Here is a 19,167-nt window from a genome sequence, read left to right on the forward strand (position 1 = left end):
CGAATGGACTATCGAACGAAAAATCGCCTCGGCATGGTCGTCGTAGCTTTTCAGGCAACCACGGTCGTCTTCGCCGCATCGACGAGCGGCGCCGTCGGCACCGTCACGTCTGCTCGCGGGATTCCGCACGCACAACCACAATGAAAGCACCCGTCTTCCCTCGATGTAAGCTACCGCTGTTGGTCGCGAGCCTCGCAGCGTGGTACATGCCGGCGCATGCGCAAACGGTGCCTCCGGCGGTCCGACCCGTGCAGGACCCCGCGCAACTGATTATCGAACAACAACGAGAACAGGCGCGCCAGCGTCAGCTCGAGCAGCCGCCGCCTTCGGTGACGATTCCGCCGCCGTCCGATACGACGCTCGACGTGCCACCCGGTACGCCGGTCGACGCGATCGTCGAAAGTGGTCCGACATTTCGGGTTCGGGAGATCCTGCTGCAGTCGGCCGACGGTAAGCGGTTCGAGTCGCCCAGCGGCGTGTCGCGCGCGAAACTCGATACCCTCGTCGCTGAGTTTGCGAATCACGAGCTCGGCACGCACCGCATTAATGTGTTGTTGAAGCGTCTGACTGACACCTTTGTCGCGGCAGGCTATGTGACAACTCGCGCGCTGCTCGGCCCGCAGAATCTTTCGACCGGCACTCTCCGGGTCTCGATCCAAGTCGGCCACGTCGCGGGCTTTATGGTCAATGGGCAGCCGATTCATCGCCTCAAGCCAGGCGAGGCGTCGGCGGGCGGTGGCTGGCTCACCGACGTCGGCTATGCCAATGCATTCCCAGTCTCGCCCGGCGATCCGCTTCGTCTGCAAGACGTCGATCAAGGCGTCGCGCAGATCAACCGACTGCGCCGCAATCAGGCCGCGGTACAAATTCTGCCGGGCCAGAATGCCGGTGACTCGATTGTCGCCATCGACAATAAGCCTGGCGACCGGTTGTATTTCAATCTCGGCGTCGACAACTACGGCAGCTCCGCAACGGGTGTGACGCGCTATCGCGCCGGCGTCGAAGCGGACAACCTGCTTGGTTTGCAGGAATCGTTTAGCGTCAACTTCCTCGACAGTCAGGACAGCAACGCACTGGTAGGATCGTTCGCCGTACCGTTCGGGCGAAATACCTTCAGCTACACGATCGCGGATTCCGAATACCAGCAGCTGATCGGCTCGACGGCGCTGCTGTATGGCCGCACGCTCTCGCACATTTTCGGATGGAACTACCTGGTCGGCAGGACCGTGAGCGACATCACCAGTATCGACACGACGCTCTCGTGGCGTCGCACCGATCGAACCATCAACGGTGCGGACCTCGATCCGCAGCGGGTCGCCGTGCTCCGGGTCGGCGGCAACTGGCTGCACAAGTTTGTAATGAACGACGCACAGGGGAATTTCACGGTCAACGGGGGGCTGTCCCAGGGTCTACCGTGGTTCGGTGCAAACCACGACGAGCACGGTATTGCGCGCGACGCCGCGCACAGTCAGTTCACCAAGCTCGATGCGACTGCGACGATTACGTTGCCGCTGCCGAAGCTGAACGGCGCGGTGTTAGTGTACCGAGGCGCGTTGGGCGGCCAGTTCACGAATACGGCGCTGTACGGCTCGGAGCAACTCTACCTCGGGGGCATGGATACGATCCGGGGCTTCCGATCGGGTGAGATCGCGGGAGACCGTGGCCTCTATGCGCGTAACGAGCTCGCATGGGTGAACGTTCCGATGTGGAGGGAAGGCCGTATCGAGCCGTACGTTTTCCTCGATGCCGGCAAGACGAGCCTGATTGGTGTTTCAGGTTTCCCGACGCTCGCCGGCATCGGGGCCGGCCTGCGTGCCCAATGGCAGTGGCGCAAGCAGTCGCTTTCGGGTGAGGTGCTGGTCGGGCGCGCGCTGACGCAGCCGGCGGCACTGGGCAACAAGGCGACGCTGGTACTCGGTACCTTGAACTGGTTTTACTAGATCGAATTTAGTCGTGTCCGACTACCCCTCGGTGTCGGACACTTTGCGCAGTGACTGAGGTCGCTAGCGTGTTCACACAAGCAGGAGCATCAAGCATGCAGACGACGTTCAACCGAATTCTGATCGCGACGACGATTGCCTGGCAATTGGCGCTGCCTGTCCAGGCGCAAACACAAACTTCGGCGTTGCCCGCGGGTGCTGTCGCAACGGTGAACGGTACACCGATCACCAAGGAAGAGGTCGACGCCGTGTTGCAGGCGTCGCGCCAGCCTGATACGCCGCAGTTTCGCCAAGCGATCAAAAACCAGTTGATCGCGCGCGTGCTGATCCAGCAAGCGGCCGACAAAGCGAGCTACGGCAGCAAGCCAGAAGTGCAGGCAGCCATGCAGCTTGCGAAATCGACAGCCGAGACGCAACTTTTCGTGCGCGATAACGTAAAACCTGAGCCTGTCACGGATGCACAAGTGAAGGCGCGATACGATGAAATCGTCGCATCGCTTGGAAAGGAGGAAGTCAAGCCGCGCATCATCGTGACGAAAGATGCGGCGACCGCTGCGACGGTGCTGGCTGGCCTCAAAGCGGGGCAGTCGTTCGACGCATTGGCGCGGCAGTACAGCCAGGCGCCGACCGCCTCTGCTGGCGGTGAGCTGCCGTGGGTGAGCTTCAAGACGCCAGTGACGGACGGGAATACGCAAGGATTGCCGCTAGCCGTTGCTCAGGCGATTACGCAATTGCCCGCAGGTGGTGTGACGCCACAGTCGATCGCGCTTGGCAATGACGTCAATGGCCCACGCGCGATCGTGAAGGTCGACGCGAAGCGACCAACGCAGGTCCCATCGTTTGACACCGCGAAGGCGACGATTCAGCAGCAGTTGCAAGCGTTGGCGCTCGAGAAGGCGACGGCGAACTTCGTCGGCGGACTGATGAAGAATGCAACGATTCAACAGTAAGCGCCGTCACTAGAATGTCGCAAAAACGCTCGAATCGACGACCGCGTAGCAAGGCGGAGTTGTTGCCGCTGCCGGCCCCTCATGCCCGCGCCATATCACTCGAAAATCACTTGGCGCTGGCGACTATTCGAAGTGGGCAGGGAACACCTGAGACGATGATCGCGTTACTCCGGGTGCTCTATCTGGGGTACTTCCTCGTCGAGCCTGATGTGTCCGACAGTGACTTGGCGCTCTTCCTAGAGGCGGAGTCCGTGTTACAACTGAGCATCGACACGGCGGCGACCGGGCGGGAGTGGAAACTGCCGGACGACAGCTTAGTGCCGATCGAGCAGCTGCTGTTGAGAATGGATTCACTCGTCGCTAGCGTCTCGAAGTATCGCTATATCCAGGGGTGGGATAGGCTCGGGCGTTTTGCCACTTCCGCGGAATGCTCGCCATTGCCGGGAAGCCGACTGAATAACGGCCAATAGCTACTGACCGCAGTTTTTCGGCAGCGTCAGCAAAACTCCCTCGCCGTCGTGGGCAGTGCCCCGAGAAGTTCGGTCCGGTCGACGAGCTTGCTCGCGATCAGATGGCGCACTTTCCCTTCGGCCTGCCATACGCCGTACACGGCCAGCAGCGCGGCGCCGAGCGCTTCCTTCCGAAACTGCTCCAGCAGGCCGGGCCACAGGATCACGTTGACCTGGCCCGTCTCGTCCTCCAGCGTCATGAACAGCACGCCGTTGGCCGTGCCCGGCCGCTGCCGCACCGTGACCAATCCGCATGCGCGCGCGAGCTGGCCGCTGCGCAAGGTGGCCAGCTGCTCGGCCGACTGCAGGCGATCGAGCGCGAGGCGCTCACGCAGCAGCGTCAGCGGATGCCGGCCGAGCGTGAAGCCCATCGCGCGATAGTCCGTCACGATCTCGTGGCCCTCCGATGCTTGAGGCAACGCCGGCACCGCGTCGTCGCGCTCGGTGCCGCGCAGCAGATCCCGATCAGGGACTGCGGCGGCCGCCAACCAAAGCGCCGCGCGTCGATTGCCGCCAGCCAGTGAGCGAAGGGCGTTCGCGCGCGCGAGCACCTGCAGGTCATGTCGATCGAGCCGCGCGCGGCGCGCCAGGTCCGCGACGTCGACGAATGGTCGCGCAGCGCGTGCGAGCTCGATGCGGCCGGCCACGTCTTCGCGCATGCCACGCAACAGCGAGAAGCCGAGGCGCACGGGCGCCGACGTCGTCGGCCCTTCGAGCGCTGAATCCCATGTGCTCACGTTGACGTCGACGGGCAGCACCTCAACGCCGCGGCGTCGCGCGTCCTGCAGTAGCTGCGACGGCGTATAGAAGCCCATCGGCTGGCTGTTGAGCAGCGCGGCCAGAAACACGGCCGGTTCATGGCGACGCAACCATGCGCTCGAGTAGACGAGTAGCGCGAAGCTGGCCGCGTGGCTTTCCGGGAAGCCGTAGTCGCCGAAACCCTTGATCTGCGCGAAGATCGCCTCGGCGAACTCGTGATCGTAGCCGCGCGCGAGCATGCCGCTGACCAGGCGCTCGTGATACGGCTCCAAGCCGCCCTTGCGTTTCCAGGCCGCCATCGCGCGACGCAGCTGGTCGGCCTCGCCGGCGGAGAAACCGGCCGCGAGCATCGCCACCTGCATCACCTGCTCCTGGAAGATCGGCACGCCGAGCGTGCGCTTCAGCGCCTTCTCGACGTCGGGCGACGGGTAGGTGACCGGTTCCAGCCCCTGACGCCGGCGCAGGAACGGATGGACCATGCCGCCCTGAACCGGACCCGGCCGGACGATCGCCACTTCGATCACCAGGTCGTAGAAGCATTGCGGCCGCAGGCGCGGCAGCATCGACATCTGCGCGCGCGATTCCACCTGGAACACGCCCATGCTGTCGCCGTCGCACAGCATGTCGTAGGTCGGTTTGTCCTCGGCCGGAATGTCCTGCAACTCGAATGTCTCGCCGCGTTTCTCCGAGATCATGTCGAGCGCGCGGCGCACCATCGACAGCATGCCGAGTGCGAGCACGTCGATCTTCAGAATGCCGAGCGCCTCGATGTCGTCCTTGTCCCACTGGATGATCGAGCGATCGTCCATCGCTGCGTTCTCGACCGGCACGAGCCGGGTGAGCTTGCCGCGGCTGATCACGAAGCCGCCCGAGTGCTGCGACAGGTGCCGTGGATAGCCAAGCAGCTGCGCGGCGAATGCGGCCCACTGCTGATTCAACGGCGCTTCGGGATCGAGGCCGGCTTCGGCAAACCGCTGCAGCAGATCGGCGCGCGAGTCGAACCAGTGATGCTGCTTCGCCACGCGGTCGACGATCGCCGGATCCACACCGAGTGCCTTGCCGGCTTCCCGCAACGCGCTGCGCGGTCGGTACGTCGTGACTGCGGCCGTCAGCGCGGCGCGATCGCGGCCGTACTTGCCGTAGATGTACTGCATGACGATTTCCCTACGGTCATGTTCGAAGTCCACATCGATATCTGGGGGTTCGGCCCTATTTTTTGAGACAAAACGCTCAAACAGCATGTTGGAGCGGGACGGGTCCACCTCGGTCACGCCAAGGCAATAGCACACCGCCGAATTCGCCGCCGATCCGCGCCCTTGGCACAAGATTCCCTGTCCCCGTGCGAATTGCACAATGTCGTAGACAGTCAGGAAGTACGGCTCATAGTGCAGCTCCGCTATCAGTTGCAGCTCGTGCTCGATCTGCGCCTGAACGTCGACCGGGATGCCGGCCGGGAAGCGTCGCCGCGCGCCGATGTAGGTCTGCTCGCGCAGGTACGTCGCCGGGTCGGTGCCGGTCGGTACCAGTTCGTCGGGATACTCGTACTTCAGATCGTCGAGCGAGAACGTGCAGCGCCGCGCGACACGCACGGTTTCCTCGAGCGCGCCGGCCGGATAGAGGTTCGCGAGCCGCAAGCGCGACCGCAGATGCCGCTCGGCGTTCGGCGCGAGCTCGTAGCCGCACTCGGACACCGGCCGGCCGACCCGGATCCCCGTGAGCACGTCCTGCAGCGGCTTGCGCGATCGCACGTGCATCAGCGGCCAGCTGGTGGCCACTACCGGCACGCCGTGGCGCGCAGCGACGCGCTCGACCACGCCGCGGTGGATGTCGTCCATCGCGCGCGCGTGCAACGTCAGCGCGACCCATGCGCGATCGCCGAACACGCGCGCGAACCATTCGACCTGCGCGTCGAGGCGCTGCTCATTGGCCGGGAAGTCGGGCGACAGGATCGCGATGCAGTCGGGCAGGCTGCGGAGGTGGGTGTACGGCGCTTCCGGATGCTCGAGATCGAGTGGCGCAAGCCGATACGTGCCTTTCTTGCCGCGCATGCGGCCGAGCGATACGAGTTCGCAGAGATTGCCGTAGCCGTCCCGGTTCATCGCGAGGGCTGTGAACGCGAGCGCCGGCGAGCCGTCGGCAGCCGTCAAGCGAAAGTGCGAGCCAACGATCAGCGGCATGTTCGCCACCTTCGCTTCGACGTGCGCGCGCACGACGCCGGCCAGCGAGCATTCGTCGGTGATCGCGATCGCGCTGTAGCCGAGCTGCGCCGCGCGCGCGACGTATTCCTCCGCGCGCGACGCGCCGTGCAGGAACGAAAAATCGGAGGCGACCTGCAGTTCCGCGTAGGCGGGCAGGGCGCCGAAACTGCCGGCGTCCATGACGGATCAGCCGAACAGGCCGTGTAGGAAGAAGCGCGCTTCGCTCTCGTCGCTGGCTGTCGGCCGCTCCTTATAGATCCAGTAGCAGGCGCCGTGGTCGTCCTCGGCAACGAAGTAGTCGCGCGTCACTGTCTGCCCATCCTGCCAGCCGCCTTCGATGCGCTCGCCGGGCGATACAATGCGCAGCGGTGTGCCGTAGAACGGTCGATGCTGGCGCGTGAGCAGCGGCACCGGCTTGGCAAGCAGCCAAGCCGGGCGTGGCAGATCCGCCGGCAGCGGCGCCGGCTTCGGCGCGTCGCGCATCGACACCCATCGGGCGGCCGGCTCCGGACGGTAGTCGGCCATGGGAGCCGGGACGAGCACGTTCTCGGCGCCGAGCCGCGCGGTCAGCAGTTCGAGCAGCCGCGCGTGATTCTGCTGCGTGCCGCCGGGCTCCGGGAACAACGAGTCGCTCGGCGCGGCCGCTTCCTGCACGCTACGGGCGACCAGGCGCACCGCGATCACGGGCCCGGCGAGCTCGACGTGACCGAGCCGTTCCTTGACGAGCCGCGTGAGGTGTTCCTCGAAGCGGGTAGGGGCGCCCAACGCGATCTCGATCTCGGTCGGCGCGATCGCGTCCCGCCCGCGCTCGTGCTCGAGCAGCAGCGCGAACGCAGCGACGTCCAGCTGCTTCGCGGTGAGCCAGCCGGTCAGCTGCAGGATCAGCCGGCGCGCGACGAACAGCAGCGCCTCGGCGTGCTCGACGCGGTCCATCAGTTCGACGCGCGTGTCGAACGATGGCGGCATTTCGAGCCAGTCGTAGGCGGCCGGCGCGGTGCCGGCGACCTGGTCGAGCCAGTCGAGCAGCTGCGTGCCGCAGCGCTTTTTCAGTCCGGCGCGCGGCAGGCGCTGCAGATCGGCGAGCGTTTCGCAGCCGAGATCCTCAAACCAGTTCGCGTAGCGCCGGGCGTCCGGCGCCACGACGAGCGGCGCGCGCGAGAGAGCGCGGCGCAGCGACCGCGCGGTCAGCGCGAGGCCACCGCGCAGGCCGCGAGCGACCATCCACGCGGCGGGGCCCGAGGACGCCACGGATATCGCTGCGGTGACGCCGAACGATGCGACGACGTCGCGCACGCGGTGGCGCAGCGCGCGGATGCCGTGGAAGAGACGCAGGCTCGCCGTCACGTCGAGCACCACCACGGCTTCTTCGGCGCCGACGACGCTCGGTGTGAACTGCAGGAGCGCATAGGCAACGCCGAGCACGAGCTCGCGCTCGCGCGCAGCGTCGCGCTCGCGGATCTGCGCGTCCGGCGCGAGCGACAGCACGCCACCGCGGCGCATGCCAGCGACCACGCCGAGCGCACGCGCGGCTTGATCGAGCGCCACGACGCGGCCGCCCTCGAGCACGACGAGCCCGCGCGCATCGTCAGGCGACGGCGCCGGCGATCGCGGCCGGAACACTTCTAGGGTCAGATGAGGTAAATGCACGCCGAGAAAGACTGCCATGGCGGTTCAACAAAATCGGCGAGGGGGACAGGGGAACGAACAGCGGCGTGTCGCGTGCCGGTCCGCGGCGCTTCACGAACGTGACGTCGATGCCGTCGCGCTTGGGCGCAAGCGCGAGCCGCAAGGGTGCCGGCGACGCGTCGCGCGCGGCGGCGACAGGCCGGAAGAGATAGAAAAGGGCCTGCCCGCTCTGCGCAGCCAGGTTGAGCCGCCGCAATGCGTTCGCGCGGACATGCGACTGCCAGAGCAGCACGGCGGCGCACGTGCCGGCGCGCAGCGCCTGTTCGGCGGCCCACAGCGCGTCGGCCGTGCGCGGTGCCGGCAGTGTCACGAAGCCTGACGGGTCGATGCCCCAAAACGCGAGCGCCAACGGTTGCAGCGCATGCGGTGGCTGGATCAGTATGACCGGCTTGCCGGCCGCGCGCGCGAGCACTGGTGCCAGCAGCCGAAGCTCGCCGATACCAGGCTGCGGTGCGAGCAGCTCGATCAGCGCGCCGGCCGGCCAGCCGCCGCCGGGCAGTTCGGCCGTCAACTCCGGATGGCCCGTGTCGACGCCGCGCACGCTCGAGCGAGCCAGTTGGCTGGCTCGCCATAAACTCGAATGGATTGCTTCTGGATGGGCGAGAGCGGGGTGCATGGGGTCGGTTACGCATAATACTGTATGTTTGTACAGTATATGACAGAGATAACCGCCCTACCAACCCCCGCGTTTACGCTGCGAGCTGGTGCTCGTAGTACGGCCGCTCGCGATCGGCGAGGATCTCGCGCAGCTGCGCGCGGCGGCTTGGATCGGGTGCGAGCCAGGCGTCGACGTTCGAGGATTTAATGGGGACGATACACCTGTCGTGTCCGGCAGCCGCCACTTCGGGCGGTGGGTCGTCGGTGATCGCCGCGAACGACCAGAGGTCGTCTGCGCCCGGGATCTCGGTGCGCGTCCATAGGCAGGCGACCTGCATGTGTTGCGGCGGCATTGGATCGAAGCGAAGCACGACATTCTGGCCCTCGCGCTTCACGTTTTCAAAAAACGCGTCGACCAGTAGTAGGCCGTGCGTGAAGCCGAAGACTTTGCGCCAGGCCGTGGAAAGTGAATCTACGCGGCTGTTATAACAACCGGGCTTCGCCCTCTCATCTGCCTCGGTCCACCCCGGTATGCGGCATCGATATCGCATCGGTACGATCAGCCGCTTGCCTTCGAGCTCGATCAGCACGGGCGCATACCAGCCCGGATAAATCCGCGAGTCGCGCTCCTGCAGGTCCGTCCGGCGATGATCGTCGAGCCCGCGCATCGCTGCTTCGATCTTGTCCGTGGCGATCCGGACGTCCTCGCTGGCCTTCTTCGTGACTTTCGCGGCGAGCTTCTTCTCGGCCGCGGCGAGCCGCGCGCGCTGCTCGAACAGATCGGTCTCCAGCTTCCGTGTTCGCTGGCTTCGATACGCGGAGATCGCGGCAGTGATCTCTTCGTCGACACCGGCGAACGCGGCCTCAACCGCTTTCGGGATCTTGATGTCGGCCCCGGATGCGCGCGCGAAGAAGATGCGCCTGAACGTCTCGATGTCCATGTCGGCGCCATAGCGCCGCACGTACTCCCGGTAGTTGGCTTGGATCTTTGCGGAATAGCACATTGCCGTGTCCCCTAAGCAACCGTTCAGGGACAGGGTACCGCAAGTTTTGAGCATGGACCTACCACTGTCGTGACGTTCGGCCGATCGCCGAACATTGTCCCCGCGAGATCGTCGCGGGGACGGGACATTAGACGTCCTCTCCGGGCCACCACGGTTTTGCAGCACGCTCGATCAAGTAGTCGTCGAGATTCTTGCCTTCCAGCCATTTCGGTCGCGGCCCGAATCCAGACCATTGCTTACCCGAAGAGGGGTCGTAGTACTTCGCTTGCGCCCGCGGTGTGCGCGATTTCCGAAAGCCCGCCGCGCGCAGTAGTTCCTCTTCGGTGATGCCGTAGAGCGCAACGCGCTCCTGGACGCCGGCCAAATACGCCTGCTTCTCGTCCTTCTTCACGTCTGCGAGTCGAATATTCAATTCGCGGAGCTGAGCCTGTAGGTCTTGTAGTTCATTCGTCACGATCGTTGCCGAGTAATTGCAATAGGACGGAATGGTAATGGATGGTCGGCGCCGCGCCGAATTTTCCGAGGTTGTGAATAAACAAGCCGTGATAGGCTCGAAAAAGACCCCGACCAAATCTCTCTCTGAATACGTCATTAACCTGTCCAGTTCAGAGGAACGCATGGCCCAAGCTGCAACACTTCGCCCGGCTCAAATCCGACATCTACTCGCCGTCACGTCTGCAACATCGCGCCATCCGGAACGCGATTGTCTCGTTCTCCTGCTAGGTATTACATGCGGGATGCGCGTCAGCGAAATAGCTCAAATCGAAGTTCAGGACGTGTTGTTTCCATCGGGCGCAATCCGTTCAGAGGTCAGTCTTCGCGCCGCAATCACGAAGGGTTGTCGGCAACGATGCGTCTATCTCACGCATCCGAAAACGGCTTCGGCCCTGGAGCGCTATCTGAACCATCGCATTGCACGCGGCATGGGAACCGAGCTAACCGCAGAGCGCTATCGAGGACTCGCGCCGTCGACTTGCTTGGTCCTTGCTGGCACTGGCCGCAAGTTTGCGATGAGCACCAAGCGGCGCATCAACGAGGCCGAGGAGCCGGTTGACTACTCGGCGTGTGACAGCCTCCAAGCCTACGTCACAAAGCTCTACAGGGATGCGGGGATACGCGGTGGATCGTCCCATTCGGGACGGCGCTCGTTTGCCAGTAACCTCGTTGAGCAAGGGCACGATATCGAAACGGTGCAGCAGCTTCTAGGTCATGCGGAACTGGACCACGTTTTGCCCTATCTGGCCGTGTCCGAAAGAAGGCTCAGGCAGATGTTCTGCGAAGTGTTATGACGCCCGCACGTGAGGTAAGATTGTGGAACACCTATGTTCCATTTGATAAACGCCCATGAGGGATACCGACGTGCTTTACGGCGAAGACGCGCAGGCCCTGCGCAAGAAGGCCGGATTGACCCAAACGCAGCTTGCGGAGCGCTGGGGCTTGACTCGCCAACAAATCGGCCGATACGAAAAAACCGGGCAGGAAGTGCCCGTGAAGGAGGCGGATGCATATCGGGGACTAGTGCTTACCGTTAAATCAAATGCAACATAGATGTTGCATTTGTAATTGTGTGGCGATAGGATTGCCTCATGGTCGGCGCACGTGTGCCGATAACACGGACAGGGAAAAACGTGATGCATGGAAGCGGGAAGTTGCCGACGCCGGCAACCGTAAAGGTCGCAATCGGCGACGTCGAGGCCGGCGAGCAAGTATTCGTGATTGCGGGCGGGCGGGGTAAATACGACGTGTACAAGGACGCTGAGGGTCGAGATTTTCTTGGGGTCGGTGTTAGGGCAGAAATCGACCGCTCGGCCGATGCGGCGCGGCATCGCGCTGAGTCAGCAGTCGAACGACCCTAATGGAAAAGGAAACCACGATGAGCAGCAAACCAGCAGACGGAATGCTGATGGACGGCGAGTACGAGGCGACGTGCCGTGAGCGTACGATATTGGGCGCAGCCGCGAATGGCCACAGTGCAGTGTTTCCGCGCGCGAGGATGGTTGTGAAGGGTGGATGGGCAACGTTCACCCGCGACGGAGTTGAAGTCTGGAACTGCAATGCTCGGTACGGCGCCGCGCACTTCAACGTTCAACCTGCATAGGAAGGTAACCATGAATGTGTTCGAAACTGCCACGAATGAACTCCGCGAGTTGGTCGATCTCGTTCGGCGCACGACTGAATGGGATATGTCGGTTGTGCATGGGCGTGTGAAGCTCGAAGAGGTGCCGCCGGAAGCCTTGGCGACGCATCGTGCGAAGACCGAGCGCCTCGCCGTACTGTGCGCGAAGTACGGGATCTGAGCAAACAACGATCGGGAATTCCGAAAACGCGATGCGAATCACTCTCGACACCGCTAAAGCCGTCTACCGCAAGGCAATCGACCCGAGCGCAGGTGACGGTGAAGGAGCGGCATGGTGGGATGAAGTTGCCGACGAAGTTCGCGACGTAGTCGCTGCGCGCACGTTGGCCGACGCCGCCGCAATGATCGAGTGGTGGCATCGCGATTGGACGCAGGTATCCGACACGTCGCGCGATGCCGCCCGCCGGATTCGAGAGGCGGCCCGAGCACTGCGCTCGAACACATAGGAAACCAGATTGATGAGCTCGCGTATGCATATCGGCTCTTTGGCGTCATCTTTCCTCTCGGGTGGTCGCGACTTGCCCAGTAGAGCGGATGCTAAGGCGAACGGCCTGTGCTGGGTCGAGGCCCTTGCGCGAGTCGCAGTCGAATGCATTTCCAACGAACAGCTCCGCGAGCAATGCCTGACCAGTTGGGTGACGCACGGGGGGCGAATTCGCGAAGAAATTGGCAACGATAAGCTTCTAGTTCAGCTGCTGCGACAGGTGCTGCCTCGGTACGAAGGCCCGTCGTTAAGGCTTTATCGAGGCGAGAGCGCGGAACGCTTCAACAATGGAAGGATAGGTCTCTGTTGGTCGTCGCAGCTTCATACCGCGGAAATGTTCGCGAGAGGCCTTAACGCTTACTATCCGGGTGGAGGCGTTCTGCTCAGTGCGATGGTCGATGCTACTGCAATCCTTTCAGGCCCGGGGAAACATAGCAGATGGCTCGGCGAGGCAGAGCACACAATCGATGCCCACGCTATAACGGAGCTGGAGATGTTGCAACGATATCCCAACCCCAACGACTAGGCGCGACAATAACCTCGGAAAACACCGGCTGTACCAGAGTGAGGAAAAGAACGTGTCCTTTACCATCATTGTTTCTGCCTACGCTGCGATTGTATCTACGGTTGTTGGAGGGTTCTCGATTTACAAGGAATTTCGTGGACCCCGGTTGCGGTTTAAAGCGAGAGTCGATTGGAGCAACAACAGTGGCTGGTCGACACCGAATGAAGCTTTGGTGTTTCTGACCATAACGAATACCGGGCATCGAACGATTTCGTTGACGGATGTGGTGCCGTTGGATTTCGCGGAGAGGGAGGGAAGAGTTTTTACACCCGTTGGCTTGCCCGCCACTCTAGCCCCGGGTGAATCCACTACAGTGATCGCGGACGTGGCCATAGGTGGCGAAGGATGGAAGCGTCTGGAAATCGAGGACTCCACCGGTCGTCGGCATGCCATAGATACAGCAACGCATGCAGAGATGAAAGCCCAGGCGCGTCCGATTCGCGCTTGGCAAGAGAAAATTCTGGCCACGAAATAACTACCTTTCGGAAAACGCCCATGAAGACAATTCGGTGGATGCTCGCGACCTACCTACCGATGCCTGCGGCACTCCAAACGGCGCTTGCGGATGGCACGGTGCGTACCGTCCACAATGAACATGGGGAGGCCAACCGCTCGCGGCCCAACAGACGTGCGACAGCTGATCGCCGCCGAACCTGAAACTCTTGCGCGGCACGACGAATCGTTTCGGTATGATCAGCCGCGACCGTGATACGCCGCTGAGTCCGGTTCTTCACCGGAGCGCAGCCCATCGCCATTAGGCCGGGACGGCACCAGCAGATCCCAGCGCACCTAAAGCTGAGTCCCCAAAATGCCGATATACGATCTGGTGAACGCACCAGCTCGGTGATTTCCTTAAGTCCGCTCGATAGCTACCACGCGGAACCAGTTTCTCGCAACCCTCGAAAGACGGTCAAGTTCATATAGCTTTTGGGGAAATGGTAGCGGGTGAATACACTACCATCACGTTGTTCAATTCCGAATCTATCCACGGAGAAACCGAGAATGTCAACTGCCTCGACTTTGAGCGAGAGAGTTTTTCAGACGATGAATACCGTTCGGGTTGGGGGCACGACGCGATTGATCGCGCTCACACTACCGATTTCGACGTTCATTCTGATGCTCGCGATCGGATCTGTGATGGGGCATCCGATGCCGAAGAACGGTATCGCGGCATTTCTGACCCTTGCTGCTGCCTACCTCGTCGCGACGATACTTACCGTAACCGCTTGGAACGAGAGCGGATCCCTGAAAGAAGGCGATCGGCTCGTCCTGATAGCCGGCGCAACCATCGCCGTGGCGCTCGGCCTCTTGGCCGCCGCCTACTTCTGGATCATCTAAGTCTTGCAGCGATCCCATGCCGGCGTGGATGTCATCAAAGGAAAACGAAAGAAAGGGGATTGAGATGAAGAAACTCCGTGAATTTGCCAGTTCGCAGAAAATGCAGCGTGCGTCAACCGCCTATCTGGCATGGACAATGCCAATCGTTACCCTCTTGGCCCTTCTGCACATTGTTCGCCAGCAAGGCGTCATTGCCGAGGCGGCTGTTCGTATGGCCCACACGGATGCATCGGCTACGGCGCGCCTGATACAGGGAGCGAATGGCGAAGCGAAATTGCTACTCGCGTCTCTCGTCGCCGCGACAACCGCGTCTGTGTTCGCATATCTCTGTTCGCGGAAGCGCAATGCTCGCATCTGACCTTCGCGGTGCAAAGAGGTATCCGGGCGTCCGGCGCTCGTTGGGCTTGAGCGCAGGCGCTGGGTGCTATCCACAAAATTTTGCTAGATTCCATTATGTAAATAATAATTCGGAATGCGAATTTAAAGACTCTTCGACAGCGATGTGCAACTAGAATCAGCATCTGTCACGGGGCCCTAGCCACGATCACTATGCACTCCGCTGAAGCGGCCTTTTTCCCGACCGCAGGAATATAATGTGTCGGTCGTGGACGGAGGGCTTGCACCTACGCTTCAAACCGTCTCGACCACTGGCCAACCTTCTAAATCGGAGTCCCTTCACATACATGGCTACCTATCTCGAACTGAAAGCTCAGGCAGAAGCACTGGCGCAGCAAGCGGAAGAAGCGCGGATTGCCGAGCTGGAAAGCATCATCGCGACGATCCGTGAGCAGATCGCCGAATATGACATCACGCCGGAGCAACTTTTCGGACGTCGGCGCGCTCCTACGTCGGGCACGCGGGCACCGGTCGCGCCGAAATATCGCGACCCGAAAACGGGCGCAACCTGGAGCGGGCGTGGCAAGGCACCTCACTGGATTGCAAACGCCAAGAACCGCGACCGGTTTTTGATTGAGCAGTGAGCGGCGTTTATGGTTGAGCTCGATGCCGTCAACGCTACATGAGGGACATTACCGGGCGATATGCCGCGAACGGACGGCTTTGGCTGCCAAGGCGATGGGACACCGCGAGGTATTTCCGCAAGCTGAGATGCTAGTCAAGGACGGATGGGCTACCTTCACCCGTGACGGCATCGAAGTGTGGAACTGCAGCGCGCGGTACGCCGCCGCGCACTTTGATCTCCGGCCTGCCTAGAGGATCCGTAGATGAGCGAGCTTGTGCAAATTGCGCCTGGCGTTGTGTTCTCATCCGATGTGCTTGGCGCTGAATGGGCGCGTAAGCATGGATCGGGCGACGGGAAGACACAGCCTGCGAATCGAAAGCGCCTGGAGGTGACGGAAAGCGATCAAGAAACTCGCACAATCGAAACGGCTCAGTTGTCGTTGCTGTAGAGAACCGTGGATGACAGACACCTTGCAACTGTCGGCCTTCGCGTTACCGCCGACGTTCCCTCCTGAGTCGGTTCCCGACGCTTGCACTCGTTTCGTACGTGAGTGCGTACCGGGCTTGACCAAACGTCAATTGCTGGCGCGCACACGCGCAAGAGGTTGGACGCCGGCGTGGCAACCGCTGACGCATCTCGTACGGGAGGGGTTCGAAGCGTTTGCCCTTGACTTAATCGTTGATGGGACGCACGTCCCCGTGATCGCCTGGATGCAACGTGTCGGGAAGGGTTTCGACCGCGTCTCAGTGTCCACTCGAGATCCACGGCAGTTGCCCCTGTTTTAATAGCGGCGCAGTTCGGTCCGGCGCGCGCACGCCCAACTCGAGGCATGCGTATCCGAAATGCAGGTGCTGGATATTCGAACCCGACGCCAGAACAGGCACAACGCTCCCGCCGGCCTCCGATCTGACCGCTTGTTATACGGCTTTCGATCAGGGCATTTCCACAGGTAACACGACCAGTTGGCCGAATCCGCATTTCAGATTGAAGATGGACCCGACCGGGGTCATCGAGTCGGCGTAAGGAATCGGAAGGACCTGCGGACTCTCCTGAGTCCGCGGGGGCGCGGGCGTGTCCGCTAGCTGCCGATATACCGCTCGACGTCGTGCAGCAGTTACTCGAGCCTGCTTCGCTTCAGACGACGTCCGAATGCGTAACGGCCGAAGAGGAAGCCGTCGCGCGGAGATCGGGAAATTCCACGGGCGCTCGATCGAGTAAAAATAAAATACCCGCTGGAAAATTCGGTAGCATTTCGACGCTTCGCTAGGGATCGATCTAGGGGCATGGCGAAGAAGGTGTCGGGAATGGACCCTATAGGGCTTGACCAACAGTCGCTCTGGTTCGGCAAGGCATTGCCTCATTCCGGTTGCTGCCGGGATAATGTCTTTTTGACTACGAATAGCAAACGAAAGGCCGGATGACAAATTCCCTTACTCCGCAGGGTGACGAAGACTATCGCCGCTGGCTCACGGAGCTCAAGCAGCGGGTCGAGCTTGCCCGTGCACGCGCCGCGGCAAGTGTCAATCGCGAGTTGGTGACACTGTACTGGCAGATCGGTAGCGACATTCTCGAACGCCAGGAGCGACAAGGGTGGGGGGCAAAAGTCATCGATCGGCTGGCGCAGGATCTGAAGGCTGCGTTTCCCGACATGCGGGGATTCTCGCCGCGCAACCTGAAATACATGCGGGCTCTGGCGCAAGCATGGCCATCATCGGAATTTGTGCAGCAGCCTGCTGCACAATTGCCGTGGTTTCATCTCTGTACCCTGCTCGACAAAGCAAAGGATCCGGCGGTCCGCGATTGGTACGCTGGCAAGGCGCTTGAGCACGGCTGGTCCCGCAACGTTCTCGCGATGCAAATTGACACGCAAGCACATGCGCGGGAGGGTGCGGCCGTAACCAATTTCGACGCACGCTTGCCGCCGCATCAATCAGATCTGGCGCGCGACGCGCTCAAAGATCCGTACATCTTCGACTTCCTGGGATTGTCCGAAGATGCTCAGGAACGCGATATCGAGCAGGGGCTGACGCGGCACATTACCCGCTTTCTACTTGAGCTTGGCGCCGGCTTTGCGTTTGTCGGCCGACAGTATCGGCTCGAAGTCGGCGGCGACGAATTCTTCATCGATCTGCTGTTTTACCACCTGAAACTTCGCAGTTATGTGGTGGTGGAACTGAAGGCCACACCGTTCCGGCCCGAATATGCCGGGCAACTGAACTTTTACCTGTCCGCGGTCGACTCGGAACTGAAGTCGCCTGATGATCATCCGACCATTGGGCTGCTTCTGTGCCGGGAAAAGAATCGTTTGGTTGCCGAGTATGCGCTGCGTGGCATGGCAAATCCGATGGGCGTCGCAGAATACCAGCTCATTCGGGACGTGCCCGCGTCGCTTGAAGCAGGGCTGCCGTCCATTGACCAAATTGAAGCAGAATTAGGCCCCGATTTGTCTGATTCAGACTGAGTCGGCTTAGTCTACTGCAGTGACGGCCCTGCAAAATCTTCGAGGTGTCGGGTACTGACCCCATTTATTCGATAACTATAATTATGTCAAATTTATGCCTTCGAAAATGGCGCATATGACGGCCCTGGTTTTCCGATTTCTCCCCGCGCCACACTAAGGTTCCCCTAAGTCTGCCCAGCTAGACTGCGTGGCACTCTACTTCTGAGGAATCGCCACCATGTCGCCCGCTACCGACAAGCCTATCTCCCGCTGGCTCAACAAGGTTCCTGAGATCACGCTTGCGTTCTGGATTATCAAAATCATGTCCACCACTGTCGGTGAAACTGCCTCCGACTACCTGGCCGTCAACGCGGGCTGGGGCCAAGGTTTAACGCGCGGCTTGATGATGTCCTTGCTTGCAATAGCGCTTGTCCTGCAGATGCGCACGCGACGCTGCACTCCGTGGATCTACTGGCTCACGGTCGTCCTGGTAAGCATCGTCGGAACCCAGATCACCGATCTGCTCACTGACGGTCTCGGCGTCAGTCTGTATGTCAGCACAGGCGTGTTCGCCGTCGCTCTCGCCGCGATCTTCACGATTTGGTATCGGATCGAAGGGACGTTGTCGATCGATGCAATCGACACGCCGCAGCGTGAGTTGTTCTATTGGTCGGCGATCCTGTGCACGTTCGCACTGGGTACCGCTGCGGGCGATCTCGCGACCGAAGCCTTGGGGCTCGGTTTCTCGCTGGGTACCGTTGTATTCGGCGTGCTGCTTGCACTGGTGTATGTCGCATGGAGCAGCGGCGTCAACGCCGTGCTCACCTTCTGGATTGCGTACATCCTTACGCGACCGTTCGGTGCATCGCTCGGCGATCTGCTCACCCAATCGCGCAATTACGGCGGGTTCGGTCTGGGTGCTGCATCGACGAGCCTACTGTTCCTGTCCGTGATCATCGTGCTCGTCGCTTTCGCGCAGTTCGGCGCCAGCAGTCGCGCGCGTGCAGAAGCGGTCGAGTGACTTCCTTAACAAACCTCGAGGCGAGGCTTCTTCATGAATGATCGAATCGCACCTTCACGTCTGCTCGTCGCGCTTTCCGCGTGCACGATGCTTGCTCTCGCCACCGGCTGCTCAAAGCAAACCGATAGTGCTGCTGTGGCGGCACCGGCGTCCAGCGCGACCGATGCGCAGCGCGGCGCATCGTCGAACGTATCGAGACTCGGCGACCTCTCCCAATTCCGTACAATCGCAACCGACGTATCCACTCTCGTGGCGAAAGGTGATCTCACGGGCGGCAGGACACGCATCAAGGATCTGGAGGTTGCGTGGGACAGCGCGGAAGCCGGTTTGAAACCGCGTGTCACGGATCGCCGTTATGGAGCCAATCCGTGATCGGCATATAGGCGCCACCTGATGATCGGCGCATAGGCGCCAGCCCAGGATCGGCGTTATGGCGCCACCTGAGGATCGGCGTATAGGCGCCAGTCCAGGATCGTCGTAAAGACGCCAGCGGCGCCGGGGCAAAGGCGCGGTTCGAACTTTCCTAGTCGGTACGCTCCGTTCTTTTTGAACGGAGCGTCCATGGCCAATCGGAGGTT

23 protein-coding genes are annotated in these 19,167 nt (G+C 61.6%); 18 read left to right on the forward strand and 5 right to left on the reverse strand.

The window, feature by feature from the left end:
• Positions 1-3 precede the first annotated feature (3 nt).
• The 4 genes from AC1VVG_RS35225 to AC1VVG_RS35240 all read left to right on the forward strand — a co-directional run bounded on the left by AC1VVG_RS35225 (position 4) and on the right by AC1VVG_RS35240 (position 3,360).
• Entirely contained in the window at positions 4-144 is a 141-nt protein-coding gene (locus AC1VVG_RS35225; protein ID WP_473377177.1) for a hypothetical protein, read from the forward strand.
• Positions 145-206: 62 nt separating this feature from the next.
• The gene (locus AC1VVG_RS35230) at positions 207-1,940 is read left to right on the forward strand and encodes a ShlB/FhaC/HecB family hemolysin secretion/activation protein (RefSeq protein WP_473377194.1); all 1,734 of its coding nucleotides are present in this window, start codon (positions 207-209) and stop codon (positions 1,938-1,940) included.
• 95 nt (positions 1,941-2,035) lie between these two features.
• Positions 2,036-2,890 (forward strand): peptidylprolyl isomerase, encoded by an 855-nt coding sequence (locus AC1VVG_RS35235; RefSeq protein ID WP_473377178.1) that lies wholly within the window; start codon positions 2,036-2,038, stop codon positions 2,888-2,890.
• Between the two features lie 155 nt (positions 2,891-3,045).
• Positions 3,046-3,360, forward strand: coding sequence for a hypothetical protein (locus AC1VVG_RS35240; RefSeq protein WP_244135777.1), 315 nt, complete (start codon positions 3,046-3,048; stop codon positions 3,358-3,360).
• Positions 3,361-3,386: 26 nt separating this feature from the next.
• Here the strand turns inward: AC1VVG_RS35240 and AC1VVG_RS35245 are convergent, their stop codons facing one another.
• The 5 genes from AC1VVG_RS35245 to AC1VVG_RS35265 form a co-directional block, all read right to left on the reverse strand.
• Positions 3,387-6,536: an error-prone DNA polymerase gene (locus AC1VVG_RS35245; RefSeq protein ID WP_473377179.1), complete on the reverse strand. Its 3,150-nt coding sequence runs from the start codon at positions 6,534-6,536 to the stop codon at positions 3,387-3,389.
• Positions 6,537-6,542: 6 nt separating this feature from the next.
• Complete coding sequence (locus AC1VVG_RS35250) at positions 6,543-8,021, reverse strand: Y-family DNA polymerase (protein ID WP_473377180.1); 1,479 nt, start codon at positions 8,019-8,021, stop codon at positions 6,543-6,545.
• Positions 7,942-8,658 carry a translesion DNA synthesis-associated protein ImuA gene (gene imuA, locus AC1VVG_RS35255; protein WP_473377181.1) on the reverse strand — a complete coding sequence of 239 codons (717 nt, stop codon included), beginning with the start codon at positions 8,656-8,658 and terminating at the stop codon, positions 7,942-7,944. The genes AC1VVG_RS35250 and imuA overlap by 80 nt, the downstream gene beginning before the upstream one ends.
• 73 nt (positions 8,659-8,731) lie before the next feature.
• Positions 8,732-9,643: an SOS response-associated peptidase family protein gene (locus AC1VVG_RS35260; protein WP_473377182.1), complete on the reverse strand. Its 912-nt coding sequence runs from the start codon at positions 9,641-9,643 to the stop codon at positions 8,732-8,734.
• 127 nt (positions 9,644-9,770) lie between these two features.
• A complete protein-coding gene (locus AC1VVG_RS35265) occupies positions 9,771-10,097 on the reverse strand; it encodes an H-NS histone family protein (RefSeq protein ID WP_059447316.1) in 327 nt (108 codons plus the stop codon).
• Between the two features lie 37 nt (positions 10,098-10,134).
• Between AC1VVG_RS35265 and AC1VVG_RS35270 the strand changes: the two genes are divergently transcribed.
• From AC1VVG_RS35270 to AC1VVG_RS35335, 14 genes are all read left to right on the forward strand, one after another.
• Positions 10,135-10,932, forward strand: a complete 798-nt coding sequence (locus tag AC1VVG_RS35270) for a tyrosine-type recombinase/integrase (RefSeq protein WP_473377183.1) — start codon at positions 10,135-10,137, stop codon at positions 10,930-10,932.
• Between the two features lie 55 nt (positions 10,933-10,987).
• Entirely contained in the window at positions 10,988-11,191 is a 204-nt protein-coding gene (locus AC1VVG_RS35275) for a helix-turn-helix domain-containing protein (RefSeq protein ID WP_059522815.1), read from the forward strand.
• A gap of 38 nt (positions 11,192-11,229) precedes the next feature.
• A complete protein-coding gene (locus AC1VVG_RS35280) occupies positions 11,230-11,499 on the forward strand; it encodes a hypothetical protein (RefSeq protein ID WP_473377184.1) in 270 nt (89 codons plus the stop codon).
• 17 nt (positions 11,500-11,516) lie between these two features.
• A complete protein-coding gene (locus AC1VVG_RS35285) occupies positions 11,517-11,741 on the forward strand; it encodes a hypothetical protein (protein WP_473377185.1) in 225 nt (74 codons plus the stop codon).
• Between the two features lie 10 nt (positions 11,742-11,751).
• A complete protein-coding gene (locus tag AC1VVG_RS35290; protein ID WP_228545139.1) occupies positions 11,752-11,940 on the forward strand; it encodes a hypothetical protein in 189 nt (62 codons plus the stop codon).
• A 31-nt stretch (positions 11,941-11,971) separates the two neighbouring features.
• The gene (locus tag AC1VVG_RS35295; protein WP_194794506.1) at positions 11,972-12,226 is read left to right on the forward strand and encodes a hypothetical protein; all 255 of its coding nucleotides are present in this window, start codon (positions 11,972-11,974) and stop codon (positions 12,224-12,226) included.
• 616 nt (positions 12,227-12,842) lie between these two features.
• Positions 12,843-13,304 carry a hypothetical protein gene (locus tag AC1VVG_RS35300; protein ID WP_473377186.1) on the forward strand — a complete coding sequence of 154 codons (462 nt, stop codon included), beginning with the start codon at positions 12,843-12,845 and terminating at the stop codon, positions 13,302-13,304.
• A gap of 527 nt (positions 13,305-13,831) precedes the next feature.
• Positions 13,832-14,167, forward strand: coding sequence for a hypothetical protein (locus AC1VVG_RS35305; RefSeq protein WP_473377187.1), 336 nt, complete (start codon positions 13,832-13,834; stop codon positions 14,165-14,167).
• Between the two features lie 64 nt (positions 14,168-14,231).
• A complete protein-coding gene (locus AC1VVG_RS35310) occupies positions 14,232-14,525 on the forward strand; it encodes a hypothetical protein (RefSeq protein WP_473377188.1) in 294 nt (97 codons plus the stop codon).
• 325 nt (positions 14,526-14,850) lie between these two features.
• Positions 14,851-15,147 (forward strand): H-NS histone family protein, encoded by a 297-nt coding sequence (locus AC1VVG_RS35315; RefSeq protein WP_473377189.1) that lies wholly within the window; start codon positions 14,851-14,853, stop codon positions 15,145-15,147.
• A gap of 243 nt (positions 15,148-15,390) precedes the next feature.
• The gene (locus AC1VVG_RS35320; RefSeq protein ID WP_473377190.1) at positions 15,391-15,576 is read left to right on the forward strand and encodes a hypothetical protein; all 186 of its coding nucleotides are present in this window, start codon (positions 15,391-15,393) and stop codon (positions 15,574-15,576) included.
• A gap of 969 nt (positions 15,577-16,545) precedes the next feature.
• Positions 16,546-17,589 (forward strand): PDDEXK nuclease domain-containing protein, encoded by a 1,044-nt coding sequence (locus AC1VVG_RS35325; protein WP_060122026.1) that lies wholly within the window; start codon positions 16,546-16,548, stop codon positions 17,587-17,589.
• Positions 17,590-17,806: 217 nt separating this feature from the next.
• Complete coding sequence (locus AC1VVG_RS35330; protein WP_060122025.1) at positions 17,807-18,589, forward strand: COG4705 family protein; 783 nt, start codon at positions 17,807-17,809, stop codon at positions 18,587-18,589.
• 33 nt (positions 18,590-18,622) lie between these two features.
• The gene (locus AC1VVG_RS35335; protein WP_482837668.1) at positions 18,623-18,961 is read left to right on the forward strand and encodes a hypothetical protein; all 339 of its coding nucleotides are present in this window, start codon (positions 18,623-18,625) and stop codon (positions 18,959-18,961) included.
• Positions 18,962-19,167 lie beyond the last annotated feature (206 nt).

The organism is Burkholderia sp. L-4 (genome assembly GCF_056856535.1).

What these genes read in the sequence shown, in the direction of transcription:
- AC1VVG_RS35225 (WP_473377177.1), top strand. Translation starts at nt 4, where the DNA reads ATGGACTATCGAACGAAAAATCGCCTCGGCATGGTCGTCGTAGCTTTT.
- AC1VVG_RS35230 (WP_473377194.1), top strand. Translation starts at nt 207, where the DNA reads ATGCCGGCGCATGCGCAAACGGTGCCTCCGGCGGTCCGACCCGTGCAG.
- AC1VVG_RS35235 (WP_473377178.1), top strand. Translation starts at nt 2,036, where the DNA reads ATGCAGACGACGTTCAACCGAATTCTGATCGCGACGACGATTGCCTGG.
- AC1VVG_RS35240 (WP_244135777.1), top strand. Translation starts at nt 3,046, where the DNA reads ATGATCGCGTTACTCCGGGTGCTCTATCTGGGGTACTTCCTCGTCGAG.
- AC1VVG_RS35245 (WP_473377179.1), bottom strand. Translation starts at nt 6,536, where the DNA reads ATGGACGCCGGCAGTTTCGGCGCCCTGCCCGCCTACGCGGAACTGCAG.
- AC1VVG_RS35250 (WP_473377180.1), bottom strand. Translation starts at nt 8,021, where the DNA reads ATGGCAGTCTTTCTCGGCGTGCATTTACCTCATCTGACCCTAGAAGTG.
- imuA (WP_473377181.1), bottom strand. Translation starts at nt 8,658, where the DNA reads ATGCACCCCGCTCTCGCCCATCCAGAAGCAATCCATTCGAGTTTATGG.
- AC1VVG_RS35260 (WP_473377182.1), bottom strand. Translation starts at nt 9,643, where the DNA reads ATGTGCTATTCCGCAAAGATCCAAGCCAACTACCGGGAGTACGTGCGG.
- AC1VVG_RS35270 (WP_473377183.1), top strand. Translation starts at nt 10,135, where the DNA reads ATGGATGGTCGGCGCCGCGCCGAATTTTCCGAGGTTGTGAATAAACAA.
- AC1VVG_RS35275 (WP_059522815.1), top strand. Translation starts at nt 10,988, where the DNA reads ATGAGGGATACCGACGTGCTTTACGGCGAAGACGCGCAGGCCCTGCGC.
- AC1VVG_RS35280 (WP_473377184.1), top strand. Translation starts at nt 11,230, where the DNA reads ATGGTCGGCGCACGTGTGCCGATAACACGGACAGGGAAAAACGTGATG.
- AC1VVG_RS35285 (WP_473377185.1), top strand. Translation starts at nt 11,517, where the DNA reads ATGAGCAGCAAACCAGCAGACGGAATGCTGATGGACGGCGAGTACGAG.
- AC1VVG_RS35290 (WP_228545139.1), top strand. Translation starts at nt 11,752, where the DNA reads ATGAATGTGTTCGAAACTGCCACGAATGAACTCCGCGAGTTGGTCGAT.
- AC1VVG_RS35295 (WP_194794506.1), top strand. Translation starts at nt 11,972, where the DNA reads ATGCGAATCACTCTCGACACCGCTAAAGCCGTCTACCGCAAGGCAATC.
- AC1VVG_RS35305 (WP_473377187.1), top strand. Translation starts at nt 13,832, where the DNA reads ATGTCAACTGCCTCGACTTTGAGCGAGAGAGTTTTTCAGACGATGAAT.
- AC1VVG_RS35310 (WP_473377188.1), top strand. Translation starts at nt 14,232, where the DNA reads ATGAAGAAACTCCGTGAATTTGCCAGTTCGCAGAAAATGCAGCGTGCG.
- AC1VVG_RS35315 (WP_473377189.1), top strand. Translation starts at nt 14,851, where the DNA reads ATGGCTACCTATCTCGAACTGAAAGCTCAGGCAGAAGCACTGGCGCAG.
- AC1VVG_RS35320 (WP_473377190.1), top strand. Translation starts at nt 15,391, where the DNA reads ATGAGCGAGCTTGTGCAAATTGCGCCTGGCGTTGTGTTCTCATCCGAT.
- AC1VVG_RS35325 (WP_060122026.1), top strand. Translation starts at nt 16,546, where the DNA reads ATGACAAATTCCCTTACTCCGCAGGGTGACGAAGACTATCGCCGCTGG.
- AC1VVG_RS35330 (WP_060122025.1), top strand. Translation starts at nt 17,807, where the DNA reads ATGTCGCCCGCTACCGACAAGCCTATCTCCCGCTGGCTCAACAAGGTT.
- AC1VVG_RS35335 (WP_482837668.1), top strand. Translation starts at nt 18,623, where the DNA reads ATGAATGATCGAATCGCACCTTCACGTCTGCTCGTCGCGCTTTCCGCG.